Source organism: Thalassotalea fusca (assembly GCF_053485835.1).
In genome coordinates this window covers 1-22,664 of the sequence record NZ_JBQRUN010000013.1, presented here as the reverse complement: position 1 = coordinate 22,664, position 22,664 = coordinate 1, and the positions used below count along the sequence as shown (strand labels likewise).

At 41.4% G+C, this 22,664-nt stretch carries 20 protein-coding genes and 1 pseudogene; 3 read left to right on the top strand and 18 right to left on the bottom strand.

Annotated features, from left to right (window positions below):
• Nucleotides 1–4: 4 nt before the first annotated feature.
• From ACSLUK_RS14775 to ACSLUK_RS14750, 6 genes are all read right to left on the bottom strand, one after another.
• Nucleotides 5–562, bottom strand: coding sequence for a COG4648 family protein (locus tag ACSLUK_RS14775; protein WP_448549440.1), 558 nt, complete (start codon nt 560–562; stop codon nt 5–7).
• A 40-nt stretch (nt 563–602) separates the two neighbouring features.
• Entirely contained in the window at nt 603–848 is a 246-nt protein-coding gene (locus ACSLUK_RS14770; RefSeq protein ID WP_448549439.1) for an acyl carrier protein, read from the bottom strand.
• 9 nt (nt 849–857) lie between these two features.
• Entirely contained in the window at nt 858–1,118 is a 261-nt protein-coding gene (gene apeE, locus ACSLUK_RS14765; protein ID WP_448549438.1) for an ApeE family acyl carrier protein, read from the bottom strand.
• A gap of 1 nt (nt 1,119) precedes the next feature.
• Nucleotides 1,120–1,884, bottom strand: coding sequence for a lysophospholipid acyltransferase family protein (locus tag ACSLUK_RS14760; RefSeq protein ID WP_448549437.1), 765 nt, complete (start codon nt 1,882–1,884; stop codon nt 1,120–1,122).
• Nucleotides 1,877–2,620, bottom strand: coding sequence for a beta-ketoacyl synthase chain length factor (locus tag ACSLUK_RS14755; protein ID WP_448549436.1), 744 nt, complete (start codon nt 2,618–2,620; stop codon nt 1,877–1,879). The genes ACSLUK_RS14760 and ACSLUK_RS14755 overlap by 8 nt, the downstream gene beginning before the upstream one ends.
• Nucleotides 2,621–2,850: 230 nt before the next feature.
• Nucleotides 2,851–4,137, bottom strand: a complete 1,287-nt coding sequence (locus ACSLUK_RS14750; protein WP_448549435.1) for an alpha/beta hydrolase — start codon at nt 4,135–4,137, stop codon at nt 2,851–2,853.
• A gap of 197 nt (nt 4,138–4,334) precedes the next feature.
• Between ACSLUK_RS14750 and ACSLUK_RS14745 the strand changes: the two genes are divergently transcribed.
• Nucleotides 4,335–5,345: a questin oxidase family protein gene (locus tag ACSLUK_RS14745; RefSeq protein ID WP_448549434.1), complete on the top strand. Its 1,011-nt coding sequence runs from the start codon at nt 4,335–4,337 to the stop codon at nt 5,343–5,345.
• Between the two features lie 43 nt (nt 5,346–5,388).
• Here the strand turns inward: ACSLUK_RS14745 and ACSLUK_RS14740 are convergent, their stop codons facing one another.
• The 5 genes from ACSLUK_RS14740 to ACSLUK_RS14720 form a co-directional block, all read right to left on the bottom strand.
• Nucleotides 5,389–7,605, bottom strand: a complete 2,217-nt coding sequence (locus ACSLUK_RS14740) for a CHASE2 domain-containing protein (protein WP_448549433.1) — start codon at nt 7,603–7,605, stop codon at nt 5,389–5,391.
• Between the two features lie 89 nt (nt 7,606–7,694).
• The gene (locus ACSLUK_RS14735) at nt 7,695–10,202 is read right to left on the bottom strand and encodes a cadherin-like domain-containing protein (protein ID WP_448549432.1); all 2,508 of its coding nucleotides are present in this window, start codon (nt 10,200–10,202) and stop codon (nt 7,695–7,697) included.
• 26 nt (nt 10,203–10,228) lie between these two features.
• Nucleotides 10,229–11,410 (bottom strand): FecR family protein, encoded by a 1,182-nt coding sequence (locus ACSLUK_RS14730; protein WP_448549431.1) that lies wholly within the window; start codon nt 11,408–11,410, stop codon nt 10,229–10,231.
• Between the two features lie 9 nt (nt 11,411–11,419).
• Nucleotides 11,420–12,781, bottom strand: a complete 1,362-nt coding sequence (locus ACSLUK_RS14725; protein WP_448549430.1) for a tetratricopeptide repeat protein — start codon at nt 12,779–12,781, stop codon at nt 11,420–11,422.
• A 123-nt stretch (nt 12,782–12,904) separates the two neighbouring features.
• Nucleotides 12,905–14,530 carry a 7TM diverse intracellular signaling domain-containing protein gene (locus ACSLUK_RS14720; protein WP_448549429.1) on the bottom strand — a complete coding sequence of 542 codons (1,626 nt, stop codon included), beginning with the start codon at nt 14,528–14,530 and terminating at the stop codon, nt 12,905–12,907.
• Nucleotides 14,531–14,778: 248 nt separating this feature from the next.
• Here ACSLUK_RS14720 and ACSLUK_RS14715 point away from each other — a divergent pair, with 248 nt between their 5' ends.
• Complete coding sequence (locus tag ACSLUK_RS14715; protein ID WP_448549428.1) at nt 14,779–15,858, top strand: serine hydrolase domain-containing protein; 1,080 nt, start codon at nt 14,779–14,781, stop codon at nt 15,856–15,858.
• Nucleotides 15,859–15,972: 114 nt separating this feature from the next.
• Here ACSLUK_RS14715 and ACSLUK_RS14710 read toward each other — a convergent pair whose 3' ends face one another.
• The 3 genes from ACSLUK_RS14710 to ACSLUK_RS14700 form a co-directional block, all read right to left on the bottom strand.
• On the bottom strand, nt 15,973–16,182 hold the full coding sequence (locus ACSLUK_RS14710; protein WP_448549427.1) for a hypothetical protein: 210 nt from the start codon (nt 16,180–16,182) through the stop codon (nt 15,973–15,975).
• A gap of 61 nt (nt 16,183–16,243) precedes the next feature.
• Entirely contained in the window at nt 16,244–16,870 is a 627-nt protein-coding gene (locus tag ACSLUK_RS14705; protein WP_448549426.1) for a LysE family translocator, read from the bottom strand.
• 58 nt (nt 16,871–16,928) lie between these two features.
• On the bottom strand, nt 16,929–17,705 hold the full coding sequence (locus ACSLUK_RS14700) for a class I SAM-dependent methyltransferase (protein ID WP_448549425.1): 777 nt from the start codon (nt 17,703–17,705) through the stop codon (nt 16,929–16,931).
• Between the two features lie 664 nt (nt 17,706–18,369).
• Here ACSLUK_RS14700 and ACSLUK_RS14695 point away from each other — a divergent pair.
• Nucleotides 18,370–18,633, top strand: a pseudogene (locus ACSLUK_RS14695) (transposase); the annotation flags it as partial.
• A gap of 52 nt (nt 18,634–18,685) precedes the next feature.
• Here ACSLUK_RS14695 and ACSLUK_RS14690 read toward each other — a convergent pair.
• The 4 genes from ACSLUK_RS14690 to ACSLUK_RS14675 all read right to left on the bottom strand — a co-directional run bounded on the left by ACSLUK_RS14690 (nt 18,686) and on the right by ACSLUK_RS14675 (nt 22,411).
• The gene (locus tag ACSLUK_RS14690) at nt 18,686–19,345 is read right to left on the bottom strand and encodes a PEP-CTERM sorting domain-containing protein (protein WP_448549424.1); all 660 of its coding nucleotides are present in this window, start codon (nt 19,343–19,345) and stop codon (nt 18,686–18,688) included.
• 303 nt (nt 19,346–19,648) lie between these two features.
• Nucleotides 19,649–20,764, bottom strand: a complete 1,116-nt coding sequence (locus ACSLUK_RS14685; protein WP_448549423.1) for an ABC transporter substrate-binding protein — start codon at nt 20,762–20,764, stop codon at nt 19,649–19,651.
• Nucleotides 20,765–20,834: 70 nt separating this feature from the next.
• Nucleotides 20,835–21,308 carry a luciferase domain-containing protein gene (locus ACSLUK_RS14680; protein ID WP_448549422.1) on the bottom strand — a complete coding sequence of 158 codons (474 nt, stop codon included), beginning with the start codon at nt 21,306–21,308 and terminating at the stop codon, nt 20,835–20,837.
• Between the two features lie 212 nt (nt 21,309–21,520).
• On the bottom strand, nt 21,521–22,411 hold the full coding sequence (locus tag ACSLUK_RS14675) for a LysR family transcriptional regulator (protein ID WP_448549421.1): 891 nt from the start codon (nt 22,409–22,411) through the stop codon (nt 21,521–21,523).
• Nucleotides 22,412–22,664: the final 253 nt, after the last annotated feature.

Here is a 22,664-nt window from a genome sequence, read left to right as displayed (position 1 = left end):
GACATTAGTGCTCAGCTTTCACTTTTTGGCGCACACACCATTCAATGAGCATTAAAGTTCCCATTAAGATATAGGCTATAAGTCCGTTATAGAGAGTCCACACTGACAAATCGCCTAACCACATGGTAGCGGTAGAAACCATCGCATTAACAGCAAAGAAGATTGCCCAGACGACTGTTACCTTTTCGGTATATCGAACGCCTTTTTCAGATAAATCAGGTTCTTGCATACGAGCTAATGTTTCGATTACACATGGCTTTTTAACTAACGACCAAGTAAAAACTGTTAACATTACCAAGTTCACAGCAATGGGATACACCATTACGCCAATTTCAATATCAAACAACACGGTGGCGCTTAATATGCCAATGGCAATGAACGTAACCGCATTCATCCAAGGTGCTTTCGTTGGGGTATGCCGATACAACCAACTTCTCACAATGAAGACCCCAGCAAGCAAAGCCGCCAGTAATTGATGTGCCATTACTTGCAAGCCCACGTATACAACGAATGGGTACAATACAGCCAATAGGACAGTAAGAATTGTAGCGACTTTTTTCACAAGAATACGAATTGCTCTATGGAGTTATGAACGAACCAGACTAAGAAAGTAAGCTTTCCATTGCTTCGATGACGTCACCTACTGTTCTCACCTGTTTGAACACTTCAGGCTCAATTTTCTTACCAGTAATGGCTCGTAGCCTTACTACTAAATCGACGGCATCAATGCTATCAAGATCGAGATCTTCATATAAGTTAGCTTCTTCAGTGATATCGTCTCGGTCAATCTCAAAATCTTCAACTAAGACATCACTTAGCATATCGAGAATTTCTGCTTTCGTTTTCATTTCGCTGCCCTATGCCTGTGTGTTTGTCTGAATAAATTCGCTCAAGCTATTCACCGAACGAAAGTGACGTTTAGTTTCTTCTGAATTTGCATCAATTTTCACGTCGTACGCTTTTTTCAACGCAAGACCCAGCTCAAGGGCGTCTATACTGTCTAAACCTAAACCATCAACAAATAATGGCTCATCATCTTCGATGTCTTCAACGGTCACATCTTCTAAATCTAGGGTTTCTATAATGAGCGCTTTTAAGTTCGCCTTTAATTCTGTCATTCTACTGAACTTCCTCTAAAAAAAATTGTTCTAAATCTCGTGTGAAAACTCGCGCACTTTTACTCATTGATTCGCTTGGCAGTTCCTCAATTGATGGCACGTTCGTTTTCAATGCAACAACAACATCAAAGCGTCGTTCGGGCACGTGGTACCACTTTTCGGATTTAGTGAGTGTCGGTGGTTGAATATCAATCGCGACACACGTTGGCTGTATTTCGCAGCGCAGTGCAATATTGGCGGCACCACGTTGAAATTTTGGTTTAGCACCCGGATTGGTTCGAGTACCTTCTGGAAAAATAATCAAATTATTGCCATTGGCTAGCGAGGCCTGACAATCTTTAATAACGCCATCAGAATCAGCATTACTAATATAGCCTGTACTTTTAATCACTCCGCGCATGAACGGATTGCGCAAGAGGTGTGCTTTAACTACGCAATCTGCATTAGGGATTACTGAAATGAGTACCACTACATCAATTAATGAGGGATGGTTTGCTAATATAAGCTGCCCACGTAATTGCTTGAAAGCCTCTTGCTGCTTAACGGCGAATGTTGCAACGCCGACGAACGCCATGAAACCCACAAAGAATTTAAACGTATAATGCACTGTTTGTCTGGCGATAACTTGACGTTTATGCCCGTCGCGAATCATGAGTTGCTGAACAGGAAATACCAGCAGCGCCAAAATAAGGCCGCCAATCCCAAAAAGCGTAAAAGATAAGCCTGTAGCAAACACTCGCCATAACTTATTGACTAGCTTAAACATGAGACCTCTCCACCTGCCATGAGCATTGGGCACCATTCAAAGCTAGCTGCTTGTTACCGCTCTCTGATTGAAACCAGTCGGCAAACGCCAGCGATAATGGCAAAGAATCTTCACCTTGAGTGTTAGCAACAATAGGACAACTGCTAAAATTAACGGCGGGTTGCTGATCGCTCGGCAAGGTCAGTAAACACGATACAGCATGGTCAATTTGTGTTTCGTCCGCATAAACTTCATAAGGTGTAGGTAGCACTCTATCGATATGGACTAACAATATTTGTTCACTCATCCCAGACTTTAATTTGCAATAAGCATCAAGCATTGCCATCAAAAACGTCTCTTTGCCCGCTGATATAGCGGTATTTGGCGCAGTATTGCTGGTGAAAATGGAATGCAAACCAGCCACAGCATTATGAACAGATAGGCTGAAAGTAGTGGGAGAAAGCGATTCGTCGCTAGCCAAATCCGCAAGTAATTCACTGGTCTTATGTAAATCACCATGCCGACTTGAAAATACTGTATCAACCTTGGAATTAGATTCTCCCATCGTTGATTGTGCACAAAATAACCCAAGCTTTGCAAAGGTGCTCAAGCGCCTACGTTGCATCGGCTTTAACCATTCCAGCTTAGGTTCTGAAGATTTGTCCAATATAAATTGCGCGTGACCATTCGCTAATGCATCGCTTATTGTTGATGCACGATATTGATTTAATTGGGATATATGTAAACTGAAATCCATTATTATTATTGTTAATACGGTTTGAACGAGAACGTGTATGTAACTTCCGATATTAATACCAATCGGTATAAGCGCACTATTGTACTAATTTATTAGGCTAGATGTAAAAAAATTGTGTGGTTTTTTTGTGTGATTTGTGTCGAAAATTGTCAGATTTGGCTGCTAAACATCATGAAATGCAGCGTATTGAAGATTGACGGTCAATACGCTTCGTTTCATGAGAGTGTATTTTACTGCAATTCCCAAATTTCCCAGCTTTCAAAATAATATTGTTTGGCCAGTGTCATTGCTGTTTGTTGGTGCTGTTGTGCAAGTCCAGATTCACCATTCGCTTGCCAATAAATACGCATTTGTTTATGCCACCCCGGCATTAATTGGCCTTCTGGATTTACGGCGTCTAACAACTGTTTCGCCCGCTTATAATCCTTACGCTTATTAAATCCCTTAGCCAATTCGATCGAGACCTGTGTTAACGATTCAGGGAACTGTTTTTTAATATCGAGCAGCACATTATCTACCTGATCTAATTGCTTTGACCAAAACATATACTTAGCAAATTGATATGCTTGCAGCCATTCAAACTGAAAACCAGCCCATTGATTACGGAGCTTGTCAAAATGCGACAATACCTGTTTATAATCTCCCATCTCCAACATATCTGTGCCGTCGGTAGCAAAATCGGGCGCTAAAAACACTAGCCCATCGTATAGGGCAGGCAAGGCAGTGGAAAAATGGTTTTCTTGTGGGTAATGCTTAAACTGCCAAGGCAAATCATCAGCCGCGTACTGTTCAAAAACCTCTACAACCTTGTCTACCCCCATTTGCTGCTCACGTGCTACTGAGAGAAATACAGGCGCAGAAATTTTCCCTTGCTCCAGCAGCGGTTTGAGCTTTTGAGGTAAGCTATAATCGTCAAACCATGCACTCGGACTCATTGATAAAAATGCGTTAAACGGTGTGTCTGCTTGCATCATACTAAACATCGTAAACAGTCCACCAAGGGAATAGCCTGCAAGCGCCTTTTTATCGTTAGTATGAAACTCACCGTCAATAAGTGGCACAAGTTCATCTTTTAAGTAACGTTGAAAATTAGCAGCACCACCAAACGCGGGGTCATCTTCAACCGGCCAAGTGGTTTGCATCAGGTAATCATCATCCCCTTGGTTTGCTATGCCCACGACGATCATCGGTGGAATTTTTCCCATACGCGTTAAATTTTTGATCACCGCAGACACATGCTGAAATTGAAAATCGGCGTCAATGACATACAAAGTAGGGTATTGACGTTTGTTCATGTGGTAGCGTTCCGGCAAAGCAACCTGATAACGTCGCGTTTGGCGCAGTATTTCTGATTGGTGTTGATACTCATGAGCAGAAACGATTGGAACTGGTTGATTTTTATTGTCCATTTTCGCGTTAGAATCATCAAACCAAGGCGAACTCATCGCATTGGCTAAGCTTAACCCCCATAATGCCAGTGAGAGGCCAATGTTTCGCCATAACGTGCTATTTGTCATAAATCATTTCCCTAATTAATTCGTTCACTCCACCTTATCAGAAAAACAAAAACCTAACGCAAAGCGACAGGGAAGACTTGGTGAAGATTTGGTGAAGTTTTTTCAAATCAAGTAATTATCAGTAAAAACAATGGTTGACTCATATCACCTTTAACCCGATGATAATTCACGAAACGTAAAATACCACAAGGACGAATATGCCATTAATTCATCAGGAAAAACGCCACGTACTTAATGATCTTCTCGGCAATGTAAGTCAGTTTCATCCACATTATGGTGATCGGTTGGCTATGCATTTACCTATGACGTTAATCGCGCTATATCAACTAGGTGCAAATGAAGATAAGTTAACAACGACCTATCAAAACAGTATTGGTAATTTGTCACTAATAGAACCTCTAGAACAACCGGCAAGTCATTTTGAAATAAATGAGGCGCTTGGCGACAGTGCATCATATGAACGCTACCTTGCGTATTTTCGTCAGCAATTGGCCACTCAAAGCGTTGAATTCGTACTAACACACACATTACCAGTGTTAATTCCCGGTATGGCAGCGTCAGCCTTTCACGCTATGATCCGTTTAGCCTACGCACTTGAAGCCAATCACACCGACGAAATAGCGATTGCTTTGGCTTATTGGAGTGCGGAATACCAAGCATTTGATCTCAATCAACAGCGCACATCCCTTTCGTTAACAGAGATACTCAGCTCAGTTGTCAACAAAGGTGAAAGCTATAACTTCTCACCTGGCATTATTGTTGATCGAATGAACGAGATTGGCGCTTTGCTAAAGAACGAACAAACGGTCATTCAGCCCAATAACCTATCATTAGATGATGTAAGACAGTTTGCACTAACAGCATTTTATGCCGAAGATGATTTCACGCTATTACATACGGTCACAGGATGCCATGCACTCTCTCAACTGCTGCCATACATTACTAATAAAGAACAAGCCATTCGCGAGCTATGGCAAGCCATAGTAGTTGCTTATCTGAGTACAGGTTTACCCTTTGCCCCACAACAAATTCCTTTAGCTGAAGATAAGACCCGAGATTTTGAACAACTCAAACCTCTCGCATTGCGCTCTGATGACTCCCATGAGATTAAATTGTTTTATACCTGCTATCAGGCATATGTGACGTACAACGAGCCCGGTTATTATTGGTTGGCAAAGCGAGCGCTAACGCACAAAGGCTCAGATTAGTTCTAACCAAATACTAATGCGTGTATATCTCCATGCGAGACGCTTATTTTTGGGAATGTTTATACACGCCATCCCAGTCATTTTCGGGCGGGTTGTTAAGTAGGTACTTTAAGCGCTTCTGATAAACATCGCTTAATATTGGATAAGGAAATTCGCCACTCAACTCATCTAACACTTGGCTTGCTTGATGAAATTTACCTGAAAAATAGAGTGTTAGTACCTGATTAAAAGTGCTCCACAGCTGCCTGAACTCTGTATCAAGCGAAGGTGACAGCGGTAGATATAGAGTGACAGGCACTGATTTTCCTTTTACATGAACTTTATCAATTAGTACAAAATCTTCGCTCGAATAAGTTGTATTTGGTTCATTGAGCACGGCGCTTTTTGTGAATTCACTAATTAGCAACGGGACGCCATAAAATTTAGTTAAACTTTCAATGCGAGCACCAAGGTTTGCGGCGTCCCCAAGTACAGTGTAGCTGAGACGATATTCAGACCCCATATCACCAACATTCATCATACCGCTGTTAATGCCCACACCAATACTCACAGAGGGTAAACCTTCCTGCGTAAACTGTTTGTTGAGCTCAACCAAACTCACCTGCATGGCAAACGCTGTTGCGATGGCATGATTAGCTTGTTCTGCATCATGCAATGGCGCCCCCCAAAATGCCATGACCATATCACCAACATATTTATCGATGGTACCTTGATGATTGAATATATCTCTCGTTAATGGTGAAAACACCCGGTTTAACCACATTGTTAATTGTTCTGGTGAAAGTGACTCAGACAGGCGCGTAAAATTTCGAATGTCTGCATAAAGAACAGTTATGAACTTATTTTGTCCTTTCATATCAAGAACTTCTGGTTGAGTCAGCATTTCCTCAATATGGGTTGGCGAAACATAGCGATCAAAAATGGCTTTGACTTGCGTTCGCAATTTGTTTTCAGACAGATAGCCATAACTGATGAAGTAACCACTAAGTGCAAGCGTCATGATGAATGAAGAAGTTAATGGTAAATCAACCATATTCCAGCGCCACAAAGAGAAATTGATAATAATAATTAGCATTAAAACAAAAAGGGCAAAACATTCGCTCTTAACCGCGCCTAGCCTGGGTAGCACCAATATCAAAGTTAACGCTATCGTCACCAGAATAAGAAAAACCGCTCCTTGCCACCAATCAGGTCGAAAAGGTATCGTATTCGGTGACATGAGAGCATCTAACACCGTCGCATGTATTTCTACCCCCGGAAATAACAGACCTACCGGTGTTGTGCGCAAATCTGCCAGCCCAATCGCCGAAGTGCCGATAAACACAATCGCGTTGTCAAATCGGTCATCATTAATACGACCCGCAAGCACATCTGCTGCTGAAGTATAGGGATAATAGTAAGGAGAATGACGAAATGGAATTAACAGCTGACCGTGCTTGTCTGTTGGAATACGCGTCTGTCCAATTTTAACGGCTGATAACATCGTATTTTTTGGTGGCTGCCACTCTAATTCGATGTGTTCTGCAAAGCTGTACGCTCTAAAAGCATCGAGTGCCAATGATGGATAGATATTTCCTTGGTTAGTGACAACTAGAGGTGCACGCCTAACAAATCCATCATTATCAGGAACAACATTGACGAATCCTTGCCCAATAGCATGACTAGCGAGTTTTCCAATGTTCGATGAGTATCCTGAAAATCGATGGAGCTTATGCTCATTACTGGGTGGATGACCCAATAACTCACCATCTAGTAATACCCCTTTAGTAATTTGTTGCTCTTGGTGAAACAAAGTCGCCAGTACTACTTCATTCTCTGAGATGCTTTGACCAAAGATAGCGTCACCGTCGAGTTGTGTCGCAAGCGACTGGACTTTGTCTTTAACGGTAGGATCTGTTAGTAAAGTAATGACGCTTTCCGCTGCATTTGCTTCAGCTTCAGAAAACAAGATGTCAAATACGATGACGATTGCACCACGATGGGTTAATAAACGTGTTAGTTCAGCAAACTGCTTTCGAGGCCATGGCATACGACCAAATTGTTCAAGGCTGATTTCATCAATATCAACTATTTGAATATTGGTAACACTGTTAGGCCAAGCGGGCAACATCGTTAAACGAAAGTCATATATTATGCCGTCTAGTCGTTCAAGTGCACCACTGAACGGTTGAATCGGCACAAATTGCCAAATCAACAATAGCAAAGCAATCATAGTCCCTACGGATTGCTGGCGAAATATTCGTTTGTTTTTGTTATTCACATGTTTGTTACCACTTTATTTTCATCCACTTAATCTGAATGTTCTCACTTGTAGCGGTTCTTATAAATTGGCGATTTCTTTACGAGCAATTATGGATTAAAAACTGGTTTATCTATCACGAAACTAAAGGGGGTGACGCCGCCTATAATTACCGATCCCGGCGTAAGCCCGACTTGGCCGACACTACATGGCTGACCTTGATTCAACCCTGTACAGACAGCAGAGGTTGAAAGGAAGGCACTAAAAGACAGGCTAGTGACATTAGTCGCCGGAAAACTGGCCACCACATTACCACCTGAATCTGGCATAAGCGTTAAAGTAAAAGTAGCCCCGCCAAGATTGTTAAAGACAACGGAATCATTGCCCGGTGAAATGGATTCAGCGATCGTTGGAGTAGGTCCTACACCGCTATATTCATACACCATGTAAAAGTCACCCTGCGCTCCCGGTTGAAACTCACTATCACTATCCTCACTATAGCGCCCCGAGAGCGTACATTGGGTATCCGTTGTCCTTACACAGTCTCCGAGGGTATAACGAACTTGACCAATACCAGAACCCGGTGTTTTCTCACCAAGTCCTTCTAATGTTAAGTTTCCGGTAGTAGAGAATGAGCTTCCCTTAAGGATCGTTGGCACAAAAATCACATCAATCGTCACCGTCGCCACATCTGAAGCCTGCTCAGGATCGGTTATCCGATAGTTAAAATTATCTTGTCCATTAAAGCCACTATTGGGCTGATAGGTGAAACTGCCGTCATCGGAGAGCGTGACTTGTCCATTTGATGGCGCTACCTCAGGTGAGGTATTAACCGTTAAGCTATCCATATCTGGATCGGTGTCATTACCTAGCAATCCCGGAGCAGATACTGTCAAGAGGCTATCTTCGTTAGTTTGATAATTATCAGATAGCGCCAGAGGCGCATCATTTACCGCTGCAATATCAATCGTTGCGATTGCTTGCGCCGTGTTGCCCTGACTGTCTTCTATTTCATAAATAAAGCTATCTGTACCATAAAAATTGGCATCGGGCACATAAGTGAAATTACCGGCGATATCTATAGTCAGCACACCATTACTGACCGTTTCGATGAGGTTATCAGTTAGGGTAATCGTGTCATTTTCAGGGTCAAAGTCGTTTGCCAATAGAGCATCTGCATCACTTGCATTAACAATTAAAGTCGTGTCTTCGTCCATTTGATAGTTATCGTTTACCGCTACTGGTGGCTGATTCGCATTGCCAACTTCGATATCAACACGTCCGTCACCACTGAGACCTTCCTCATCTTGAATTTGATAAACGAAGAAATCATTACCCGTAAATCCAGCGTTTGGCGTGTAAGTAAATCCACCATCGGCTTGTAATGCCAGTGAACCATTCTGTACATTTTCAACTGGAGTAAGTATCAACGTAATAACGTCTCCATCTATGTCCGAGTCGTTTAGTAAAATGCCTGGAGCGGTAACTACCAATGGGGTATCAAAAGGCGTCGTGTATGCATCATCTAAGGCAACAGGAGGATCATTTAAATCGTCAATACTAATCTGTACACTTCCTTGTGATAGCCCTCCTTGCCCATCTTGGACTTCATATGCAAAACTGTCTGTTCCAGTGAAGTTTGGCGAAGGAGTATAAACAAAACTTCCATCCCGATTGAGCTGCAATTCGCCATTGCTTGGGAATTGAATAGGTAACGGAGAAACGCTGAGCAAATCGCTTTCATTATCTGAGTCATTGGTAAGCACATTACCGATTAAAGGCTGATTTTGCGGCGACAAATAACTCTCTTGTTGTACAACTGGCGGAGTATTGGGTTGTCCTGATGGAACTGCAATGCGAAGCTCTGAGCTAAATGCACTTTCACCACTGCCATCAACGCCTGTGAGTTGAATGTAATAACTCAAGTTGGGGTCTAAACCAGAAAAGCTCTGTGGCCCACCATTAACAGCTAACTTCGCCTGACCTTGTAATTTACTTTGGTAATTATCAGTGGTCACTCCCTCTTCAGCAGCCAGTACCACATTGTAACGAATAATCTCTGCCGCATTCTGCCAGCTGATATCGATACTCTCGCCATCAATGGCTCGAACAACAGTTACATTCGAGATCCTTCTCAATTGCCAATTAACCGTAACAGAGTCCACCATCATTTGGTTACCCAAATCATCTAACACCCACAGCCCAAGTGTCAGCGGCCCAACGTACACACCAAAGCTAGCTGGATTGATATTTGTTTCAGTTTTAGTAAATGTTCCTTGAGGGCAATCATCCCCCGGTTCGCACAACAGTTTTAATTGCTCATGCTGATTGAAGCTTAAGGCCACCATAGTAAGACCATCAGGATCAGAAGCTTGCACAGAGGCCAGCAAATTTCCGTCGAATACCTCATTTTCAAAAGGGTGGATGAACTGACCACTGGCATTTGCTCCGTGCAATGGTGCAACAGACTTTTTAGCTCGTTCACTAGAGATGGGGGAGAAAGTCGGAGGGGGCGAGGTCGGTTGTACCTCTGCCTTACGTGCACTCTGCTCCTGACCACATCCGCTCATTACAACCAAAGAGAATAAAAGCAATTTCCAAAACATATGTCTGTTCATATTCGCTTTCCCCAATTCCAGCCTTATTAGGGCTGTACTTGCTCACCCAACAGGAAGGTACCGCCAGCATTAACAGTAGCGTCATTGATTTCTGACAACGATAAGTCACCAAAAATTTGAGTACCATTTTCAACAAACACGCCTGAAATGGAACCATCAGCCAACTCATTGCCGTGAGTCGCGAAATTAATATTGATGTCTAGATTGGTTTGACTGAACACCCCGTTAAACACAGCAAACCATTCCCCCTGACTATCAAAAAAAGACAATTGCCCTGTAGGTATGCGAGATTGATCAAAATCTACTGTCATGGTCATCGTGGCATTGTCAACATTACCCACCGTACTCACAAAGTTATGCATCAACAAACCAAATGTTGCTGTTCCTGTTCGCGAAAAACCATCGTTCGAAAGTGCTAAATCACCATAACTAAAATCCGCATCTATCCATTCATCGGATAACTGATCATATTCCGTAGATACATCGCTTGATTCACGCACATAATAAGTATAAGAAGAGTCTTCAACTGCCTTTTGATGAACACCGATAACATCAGCTGCAGGAGCAGCATCAGGATCCAGCTCCGTTGTATGACCCATCGCAATAGCTTTGGGTACTGTTAATAGAAACTCAACTTCACCATTGGCTTTAACTCTGGCAACACTATATTCATGCGTTGAACCTAGACTAAATTTCATCGGATTAGCGCCAACCGTCACTTGTACGTCTATAGCTCCTTGCCAAACAGCAAGCAATAGATCTTGTTCGACGAGTTGAGCGCTGTAGTCTGTTCCTCTAACGCCTATGCTCGCTACTGGCGTATTCAGGTGATAATCACTGCCATTGCGATCCAATTGCCCTGTTACCGTACGCAATCCTCCTTTAAGTAAGGTAAGGACAATAGATGCTTGCGCAGACACTGGATTGAATTCGTAGTTTGCTATTGCCAATTGCGTTTGTTCTTTCAATGAAAGCAAACCACCATCTACCATTCTCAATTGTGTTCGACTATCAATCTCAGTTTGTACTGTGTCCTGAAGAAATACTGGCGCTCTTCGTAGCAGTGATCGCTCTTGTTCATTCATCAAGGCTTTTACCGACCCTATTGCCATGATCGCTTTTCCAGCATTGACTTGACTGGGTGTAGCAAATACGAATGTATTCACAAGGCTAAATAAGACGATGCTATATATAAAATGTGCTCTCATCTGACACTCCTAGAAGCTATAACGAATAGCAGCCATTACTTTGCTTCGCTCATAATCGTATAGCGCGATGTTACTATTGTGCTGCATATGGCTAGCGGTCATATTTACCATCCAATTCTGTGTAATGCGGTAACTAAGCTGGGCTTCCATACGTAAAAGCTCCGTTTTTCGAGTGGTTAAAAACAAAGGTTCTGGTGCTCGATGCTCGCCATCTAAGTAATCAACCTTCCCCAACAACGCCCAATCTCTGTTTATCTGCCAATAAGCTTGGTACGTAGCACCCCATAAATTCCGTCCAACATGTTCTCTTCCTTGCTCACGGGCATCTTCACCCGCTACCCTCAACACCCATTTATGGTGGAATTGGTCGCTTTTGTAATCAAACCAAATAGCGGCGATATATTGATCTTTGTCTCTACTTCTCGATGATGGGTATTGTTCTTGCGCATAGGAGAGGCTTGCCCCAATATGGCTTTTTTTAGATAGGGGATAGGCGCTGTTGATTACTACACCTGAATAATCAAGATATTCGTCACCATCAAGTCGCAATGGCCGATAGAATGCGCTTAAGTCGAACTCAACGGTTTGCCACTGCAACTGATAACCCGCTATTAAACTCAAGTAAGTACGATCCCACGCAAGTGAGTCAGCATATTGCGTTGTCTTTCCATTTATCCCAGCGTACCAAGAACGTAGCTGACTAATCGGCTGTACGTATAAGAGCTGAGCCTGTAACTCTGTATAACTTGAATTAATTTCTCGGCTCTGATCAACCAATCGAATATCACCTAACCAGGGGACATTTATAAATTCTTCCTCTATACCATTATTCGCATTTGAATCACTTCCTATGCCAGCCGCAATCCAATTTTTCCAATGGCTTGATTGCTGTTGTAGCTGGCGCTGTATGATGAGCAAATAATGTGTCACATTATCGTTAAGTTGATGGTCAATTTGGTATTGCTGCAATATTTGAAATTGGCTTTGCGCCGCAGACCATTGGCGCATATCAAAATAGGTTACTGCCAAGTAATATCTGGGCAAATATGCGCTAGGCTGTCTATTCAAAATGCGTTCAAATCCGAACAAGGCTAGTTGGATGTTACCTGTCGCTTTGGCCGCCATTGCGAGGGCGTAATCGAAGGCTGGCTCACCTTCCCAGTCGGCCATCGAACTTTCTGCTAGTTCGAATGCCTTTTCAGCTTCTCCAGACTTTAATAACATCAATATTTGTTGCTGTGGATTTTGACTGCTGGCGTGTGCAGAAAAACTCAAAAGTGCAACAAGTATAATAAGAGGCCAATTGATACCACGCGAGCCAACGTTGTTTAAAGAAATAGTGCGTTTATTTACTGTGTTTGATCCGAGCATGATTATAAGTATTCACACAAGTGCTAGTTTTGAGTATAGAAGTAAATCATACCTTTGCTCGTTAAGTTGTTAAGTTTACATATATTGATATTTGAATAGGTTATATAGCTCAGTTTTTACATGTTATCTGTTATCGAACTTTGCTCTAATTTGGCTTAAGAATTTGCGACCAACGGGTATTTTATGGTTGTTGATAACTAAGTCGAAATCAGCCGACGAGCGACGAAGTAATTGGTAGGGTAAGGTGGGTAATATTAAATAAGATTTGTGACACCGTATGAGTCTTTGCTGCCCCAATGCATCTTCAATCGTTTGTAAGTTACAATCGATAAGCGTGTCAGAAAATGTGGCTCCTTTGATCGTATGAACTTCCGCATAGTTACCACTCGCTTTAATAAATAGCGTGTTAGGAAGCAACGACACTACTTGTGCAATTTGCGGTGTTAAACTCGCAGGTACTAAGTTTTCACTCATATTTTTCTTCAGCTGCTCAATATCTAACTGAGCTAGTGCCAACTCTTTCTTCTTCGTATTTAACTCAGCGTCAACCTGGTTAAGTTCTTCAATTTGTTGTCGGTGCCAAACCACAAAACCAACTCCTAGGAGGAAAATTTCCATCATGGAAGCAAGTTGTATACTGTGCCAGCTCACCTGCCAAGGCATGATAGCTACCATCGACAATGCTTGCGTAACACCAACTATGACGAATACCGTCAATGCACACAAATAATATGCCGCCTGTTTTCTTCCGCGTCGCCAACTGGTCAATGCACCAGCAAAGCTAACGAATAAAACGATCAAGCCAACAATCACTGTCATCGCATAAATAGCTTGATAGAGTGCGTCTGGTACGTTTCTAAAAAACACGCAATACAGCAACCAAACGAAGCTCAAATAGCGCCGAGACCAACGCAATATTTGGTATTGTGGCTTACTGATCACGCGCAGTTGTAAGTATTGCGAACTAAACATTGCCAAGGCAATTAAACACATCATCCCTAGTGAATTAGCAGTAAAGAATGGCAGAGCGTGAATCGTAGGAACTATGGCGAGCAGCCAACCTTCACCCGCACTAATCCATAAAACGGTAACCAAGAGTAAGAATGAATAACTGGCATAATTTAGTGATTGAGCAATCAATGCGATAAACAGGCTAGCCAATATGACTAAACCCGCCATTCCGTAGTACGCACCACTATAAGCAGAATTTAACTGAAGATTATCAATAAGTTGCTGCTCGGTTAAGATAGCAATTCGTCCCCGTAAATACTTCCCTGACAATTCAAGGTACATCGCCTTATCCGCTGACACTTCGGGCAGCGACAGCCAAACTAACTTGCCATTGGAAGACGTTGGTTTTAGTAGCTGTCGAACGACCTCACCTTCTTGCTCATACACTAGATACATTGGCGTAAAAATATTATTGCGGGAAATACTCAGCTTGTATGTTCGGTCATCAACTAGGTGGTCATGCTGTGCCGATATTTTTATTACAGCGTGAGGAAGCGAGCCTAAATTGAAATATCCGTTACCTAACACCTCGCCCGAGTTAGACCAATCTACCGCTAACGGGAAGTTCGGTAATGGCGATTTAGCTAGGGAAAACACGAAAGGTTGCGCATAAACATGCGCATCTGACTGCTGAGTTTGCCGCTCAAGAAATGAAAACGCCATCACTACACATGTAATAGCAATTAAAACAATACTCAAAGACAACCACTGCTGATAGTTTATCGTTTCATTTCTCATGACGTAATTATTATCGCTCAAATATCAAACAACCTTGTTTGATTTGTGTATACACTTCATCATTTTATCAGTAGTAGGGCAACAGTTTTTTCTTTTATTTTTCATGCAAATAAACCCTATTCATATATGTTTATTCTACGGTTTATCCTTTATCAACTTAGATTCACCAATGTCCTCTTTTGTTCTCTTTAGCACACGGTAAACTTTCATACGATCACTCGAATTTAAACAAGAAAGGATATTGGTATATGAACTACACATTGCTATTGCGCATATGTTTGCTGTTGCTAGTGTTATTCACAAGCGCTTGTGGTAGCGAGAAAAAAGACAGCACAGTAAAAACAGGTCCCAAAGCAACACTGACAGAAACCCTCGATACCTTGCTCGCCGCCAATATAGCCGATGATGAGCCCGGCATGATAATCGCAGTGTGGCAAAACGGTACTTTGTTATACCAAGGCATGAAAGGCTTAGCCCGTGAAGGTAAGGTGATAACCGAAAACACAGGGTTTCGCCTAGCTTCAGTGAGTAAAACCTTTACCGCTATCGCTGTGTTAAAGGCTTATGAACAAGGACTTATCAATTTAGAAGACTCTGTTTTAGATTATATGCCTGAACTAAACCCTTCTTGGCGTGGCATCACCATACATCACTTGCTTAGCCATCAATCGGGTATTCCTGATTTTGCCAATGATTTTCAGGCAGCCAAAATACTCCCTAATGGGATAACCAACGCCAACATTGTCCATTATTTTGTAACCAATCCATCGTTGGAATTTTCCCCAGGCACGCAAGCGGACTATAGCAACACAGGTTATGTGCTTTTAGCAGAGATCGTCGCAAGAATTTCAGGCGAATCGTTTGCAGCGTATTTGGACGTAAATGTTTTTAGCGAACTCGGAATGCAAGACAGTTACTTATATAACGAAGATACTCCTTTAGGTTTTGAGTCGGCTTTGAATATGGCATCAACAGAACATATTTTTGGTGTAAATTTCTTCGCAACTGGCACCGCCAGCCAAATAAGTTCAATGCAAGATATAGTGACTTTTGTACAGGCGTTATTGAATGAGCAGATATTGCAGCCAGAAACGTTGAACCTCATGCTTTCTAGGCACGCTGAGCTGTTTGATGGCTATGGTTATGGTGTTATTTACTTTAATCCTTTACTCGATATTTATGGCCACACTGGCGGTAATGATGGATTTAGGACCATGTACGCAATAAACAAAGAGAAAAATGCATTTCTGATCACGCTTGGCAACGGTGGCGACACGATGCCCGAACAAGATTATATCGCTGATTTAGTTGGTGAGTTTTTGGAATAACCGGCCGATTGCAAAGAATTTATACAATCATCAACATTAGCAATTTAAAAACAAGTAAAAGCAGTGGCTATAAAAACCACCGCTTTTACTTGTTTTTAACAGACTTTTAGTCGATTAGATGTGATCTAATATTGGTGACCACGTTCTACTTGCTTGTACTGGTAATGGGTTATAAGGCGTATCCTGCTCATACTTTTGCTCAAGTAATGCAGCAACTTCATTTGCAGCATCTGTGTAGCCAACACTCATGAGTAAAGCATGTTTGAAGTTAAGTAAGTGCTTGTCATTAACATCAACACCTAAAGCCAAGCGACTATTAACCAACGCTAACCAATTAGAATATCAAGTAGCTTAGTGTACTATCATGCCACGAATGGCTATTTTATCAGACCTTTTCGTTTGCCAGCTTCAATCCGAGAACGACAAATACAGTTCCCATCGCCTTGTTCAGCCATTTTGTAAATACATTGCCACTGCGAAGCTTTTTAGTTAACGCAGTTGATGAATTAACTAAAACAACATTCACGAGCAGGCCGATCACATTCGCGGTAACACCTAGAATTAATAATTGAATAGTAGGATTAAGTCCTTGGGGCGGAACGAATTGTGGTAAGAAAGCCAGATAGAATAAGGCAACCTTTGGGTTTAGCGCATCACTTAAAAATCCTTGCCAAAATATCTCTCTACTTTTAACCGACGTAGGACTTGCCTCGTCAAGACTAAATGCCCCTTTATTACGTAGTGCCTGAATACCTAAGTATATTAAATAAGCGGCGCCAAGCCATTTTAGAATTGAGAATGCCAAAGCAGATGTAGCTAAAATAGTAGAGATACCAATAATGGCAGCGATCAAGTGCACGTAAGCACCGACATTTATCCCCAATGCGGCGATATAACCAGCTTTTTTTCCTTGAGCGACGCTACGTGCCAATAAGAAAGCCATATCGGGCCCGGGAACAACACACAAAATGATACTTGCAATAACAAACATCAAATAGCTTTCTAAAATCATTTTTACCTCAAAATTCCGTTTACTGCATCACACGATTGGCCAGTAAAAAACTTAATATTTAACTTTTTTTACTGGCCTTTAGTGCATACAGAAGTGGAACTTGTGCGCCTTTATTTAACAGTTGATATCCTTTACCATCAACATATTCAAGGCCATCGAAGCATTTATAAGGGCTATAAGCAAACTCATTAAAGTACTCTATGGTAAGGCCCGCAGTAATAAGAGCATTAATAACCTCGCTTAATGAGTGAGGCCAAGTTATGACGGTCGATTCTGTTCCATCACAATTCTCAGTGTAGGTACCTTCGCTTTCTATATCTGGCTCGCTGCTAGGTAAGTAGGAGTACCCGCTGAGCAGATCATTAAAAGGGTGAAACTCGACCATATGAAATTCACCGCCAATTTCTAGTGAATCAGCAATGAGCTTAGCCCATTGCGACAAATCAGGTAACCAACAAAGTACGCCATATGAAGTGAAAACTATGTCAAACTTTTCTACATTATTTTCGCCAAACTGATAGATATCCGAAGCAACGAATGTAGCACTTAAACACAACTCTTCTGACAATTTAGTTGCCTGAGCAATGGCTTCTGTTGATAAGTCGACGCCAGTTACAATGGCCCCCATTCGAGCCCAAGATAGGGTGTCTTGTCCAAAGTGACATTGCAAATGCAAAAGCTTTTTACCGGTAACGCTCCCCACCTGCTCAAGCTCTATCAAATTAAGAGATGACTTACCGTTTTTGAACGCTTCAACATCGTAGAATTTTGACTCAATATGTACCTTGGTTCTTTTATTCCATGATTCTTTATTTATGCTGATGTAATCAACCATATTTTCCACCGAATTAATCATAAAAAGCCGAGTGATTAAACACTAATTTGTGCACCGTGAAACCATGAAAAATAAACAGGTTATTAGTTTCCAAGGCATATTTATTGAAACACCTAACGAAAAGTTGTCTCAACTGACCATATAGTAATTCATATACACATTGCTACATTATGTATCAACGTATTTTCTATTACAAGAGCGCATGTAATAGGAAAGCTTTTTGAAAAAAACTGTTCAAAAATTGTTTTTTAATCAGGATTATTTACCTTGTATATCATAAGCAATGGAAAGTAAAAGACCCTATTCTAGAAGAGAATCGGCTTTATCACGTGCTTTAGTTATATAGTTCGAGTAGTTATATATTGGTTACTCTATTGCGAGAATTGTTACTGATAAATACAAAAATCCCTCAAGTAATGAGGCATTAAACTATGGGTGTCTTAGTTATTTTTATTAGTTATTCATTTTTGAAGAACAAAAGGCCGACTACAAATACGAATGAGTCGCATATGTCACCGATCCCTTTTATTTCCGATGTATTTTATGCTGGTTAAAGGCTTATCTAACCCGCTCATAAACCTTACCTTGCTGTTGCAACAAGAAGTGTATCATCGAAACAACATACATTTGCACTCTTAAATCTTGTTCACAGCGAAACGACTAGCAAAATTTCAGCACACTCTCTAATTACTCAAAGGATATCAGAAAAACAATTTCTACCATGAATTACATTGATTCGTTGAACTCGGTTATCCGCAAGGCGATTAAGAAACGCCAGCTGTTCCTGCATGATGATTCAGCTAAATGAGTTGTTTACTTAGTGATTGAGCAGGAATCTAAAAAATAGACAGTGCCAATAAGAAATTGGAAATCGGCCTTGAATCGATTTATGATCGAGTTCGAAGACCGATTGAAAGATGTGATTTAAAACTGGCGATTACACAAAATGTGTTACAAGGTTTAAATAAAATGATCTAACATTAAGATTGCTGAGAACGAGCTCTTGCAACAAACGCTAAAACAATCAAACTGAATAATGCCAGAGTGTTTGGCTCGGGAATGTCTACCACATTGTTGGTCACTTCTTTTACTAATGCATGTCCAAGAGTACTTCTACTTACATCTTTTGCAAAAGAACTTGTAGTGTAGTATTCATCTGCTTTTACACCATTAACCCAGTTTTCAAAGAAAACTACGTGTTGACCAGCACCACCTTCATGACCGATAAACGCCCCCATGTTGTAAACAACTCTATCTTTCAGGTCATTTAATTGAAATAAGTTGACCCAAGCGTCCCACTTAGCATCGAAAGCAACTTGGTGATATGTTTGATGACTCACTTCATTGTCAGCAGGAATTGTTAGACCAAAGAAATCGTTAACCATGCTTTCAACTTCAAATACCGTCGCATAACGCCACCCATCTAAAGTTGCATGCTCTTGGGTTAACGCTGTTACGTCATTGACTGACAAGTTTGCAGTTACATTCCATCCCAACCACTCTAAATTTGTTGAGGTATCGGTTACTGTATTATGGATAATACCATTATTGTTTACACTTGTACTAATAAGACCACCAAAGGCCTGTTGAGTGAAAAATACTGAAATAAGAAGAATCAAATTTACTAATTGTGTTTTCATTTATACTACTTCCTTAAATGAATGATGTTGAGGCATAAATTGCCGTCGCGAAAAAGCAAAATACATGCCAGTACAAAAATAAACATTATTAGCAAACAGTTAAATTAAGATATTCTTAAAAAAAATTGATTGTGTAAATAAAGCTGACACATCGAGAATGGAATACTATTGGTAGATGATAAAAGTATGGCCGCTTTGGCTTCTGTAATGTGTTGGTTGCCTAGGTGAAAGATCAATCCCCCCCGAATTACATTGATGAAAAAGCAGCGCCATATAGACGCCGCTTTGATTGATGTGTATTAGTTATGGAATTTTGTTGTAGTCCATATCTAAAGGTGATGGCCCAGCAGCCGGACCAATTAGCTGTTCAAACTGAGCTCTCAATCGTTCTACACGTGCTCTATCGCGCATAAATTTACGAAAATCTTCCGGATCCGTATTGTGATGGAACAAAGTTTTTTTACCACCATCAGCTTCTACATCTACACGCACAGGAAATTGTAGCCAGTCCTCTTGGAACTCCTTCGACAATATCCAACTCATATAAAGCTTAGCCGCCGCTGGGTTTTCAGCGCCTTTTAAAATTGCCGCATTTTGCACCCACGTTAAAAAGGAGTCATTTTCCGGAAAAGCAACTTTGACATCTGGCATACCCCAGCGATCAACAAACGGCCAGAATGTGGTAAAACTAACCGGGTATTTCGCTGCAGCAACGGCCACATAAGGCATAGCGGTACCACGGACCCAGACAGGGTCTTGTTCAATCAATTTATGGATATAGTCCCAACCGTATTGTGCGATCAGTCGCTCAAACTGATATAGAACAGCATCGTCATCATGTGGGTAAGTTAAGACGATTTTTCCTTTAAATTTGGGGTCTAAATAATCCAGCGCGTCACGCGGTACATCTTTACCAGAAACCATTGATGCATTGTAGAGGTTGGTAAATGTAATTCCGTATACTCCAGTCCACGTACCATCAGGATCTCTAAATACCGGATAAACCTTATCCCAATCACGTGGTTTATATGGCAATAATACACCTTGCTCTTTCCAGTAATCGAAATCATGTAAGGTTTGCAGTTGAATGATATCTGGTAACTTACCGCCTGTTGCCAGTGCATAGTCAACTTTGGCGTTATGATATTTGCTGAGATCTACCAATATCTCTATGTCCATTTTTGGAAAGCGTTTTTTAAACAGACTTTCAATATGGTATTGCTGATCGGGCTTGTCGCCACCCGCCCAAACAACTAGTTTTCCACCTTCTTTCAATGCATCCTGATATAGCGTATCAAGAGATTTTGATTCAATATCTAATGGTTCAGCGCTAACAACAACACTAGACAGTGCAACGGCACCAGCTAAGCAATATTGCACACATTGTTTTAGCCAACTGGCTTTATGATTGATTTTCATTGTCGTTCTCCTTATGAGAAATTGATTTAATATCGTTCATGCTTAAGTCTCAAAGCTATTACACAAACGATTACTGAAGCTTGCTTAAGGCATAGTCATAAGCGCGTTTAGTTATGGTTTTAATTGTTTTCAGGTCTTCCTCATTACGTGGTGCGTACACCATGATGGTATGAGTACGAATTTGACCTCTAGCCAGTAGTGGATGCTCTTCTCCCCACCCTTTATCAATGACTTCTTTGGCATCTTCAGGCGTAAGCACCAGATGCTGGCTTCCTGGATTTGGTTCTGGATGAATATGAGTAAATTCTCTATCCACCATTACCGCTGCCTGATTAATCGGTCCAACATCTTGTTTGATGTAAGCGCCAGGCGTGCCAGCCACTGAAATCATGCTGTGTTTACATTCGATGTGCTCCAAAGAAAATAGCCAGTCAGCTAACTTGGCGACTATTTCTGGCGATGAATTTTGATCATATTGAGTGTGTGGAATTACGTTGTCAGTCAATGGCTTATCACCAGGACGCACAGGCAATGTAAAAGTCATATATGTTCCCCTTGGTTTCTCTATCTTGCGATGCTTTTGAGGTTAAGCGCCGCGTTAAACACGTAGAGTTATCCTATTGAGATAGGCAGGAGAGATAAATGCAACTAAGTAGAAATCAGTTGTTCCAAATTTGCATGAATCAAAAAAATATCCTCGAACTGATCATAAACAAACGAGCTAGAAGAAAAGGTAGAGTGGAATGTAGAAACAGCTTAAAGCTTAGTGCCCATATACTTCTGAAGTTCAGTAACAAATAGCTTCAGGGTTTTGCGCATATGAATGTCGGGCGGGTAAACAACAGACATTGGGAATGGCTCAAATGTTGTTTCTGGTAACAACCAGACTAATTCACCTCGCTCAATAGCATGATCAACAAAAAGACTAGGCAAATAAGCAACTCCTAGCCCTCGACAGGCCATATTGGCGATCATTTCGCCATCATTAATCACAATGTTACCCTTAACCTGAATAAGCGCTTCTTCGTCATCAACCATAAACCGCCATTGTTGATTGTGGCCTATCACCGAGTCAATTAAGCAATTATGGTGGAGCAAATCTTCAGGCTGGTTAATTTCAGAATATCTTTTAAGGTAATCAGGGCTAGCAACCAATCTGCTAACGGTTTCCCCTAAAGGTTTGGCTACCAAATTTAAATCGCCTAAATGGCCAATTCGGATCGCCAGATCCACACCTTCTTCAATTAAATTTACGAAACGATCAAGAACAAGTAGGTTCATATTTATCGTGGGGTATTTTTTGGAAAAGTCTTCAATCATGGGGGTAAGAACAGCACGTGAAAAATAAACTGGAGCGCTGATTTTTAAGGTACCAGACGGCACAGTTTGAGCATCTTCCGCTAGCAACTCCATCTTACGAAGCTTTTCCAGAATCGTTTCAGCGTGTTCAAGATAGACCTCTCCGGAATCCGATAGCTTCAAACTTCGCGTTGTGCGCATAAATAGAGTGACGCCTAGGTGACTTTCTAACTGACTAATATAACGACTGACAGCTGAAGGCGTCATTTCCAGTATATCTGCGCCAGCTGAGAAGCTACCAGCGTGAGCAACCTCTTTAAATATATTTAGGGCTTTAAATTTGTCCAAGCTCCCTCCGTAATACAGCACAATATCTAATAGCAGTATCGTTGTAACTCACGACTAAGGTCAATATTGAATTGAGATTGACGTTCCAGTTCAATAGCTCGGAACGTAAGGGGCCTTAAACCTTCTTTATACCAATCCTCTTTGAAATATGATCTAATTAGCATCAGCAAAAAATAACAACTCGTGATTTATGACTCAATTGACTTCTGACGCTTTGCTCAAGCTCTCTAAAAGAGAAAAGAACCCGCACAAA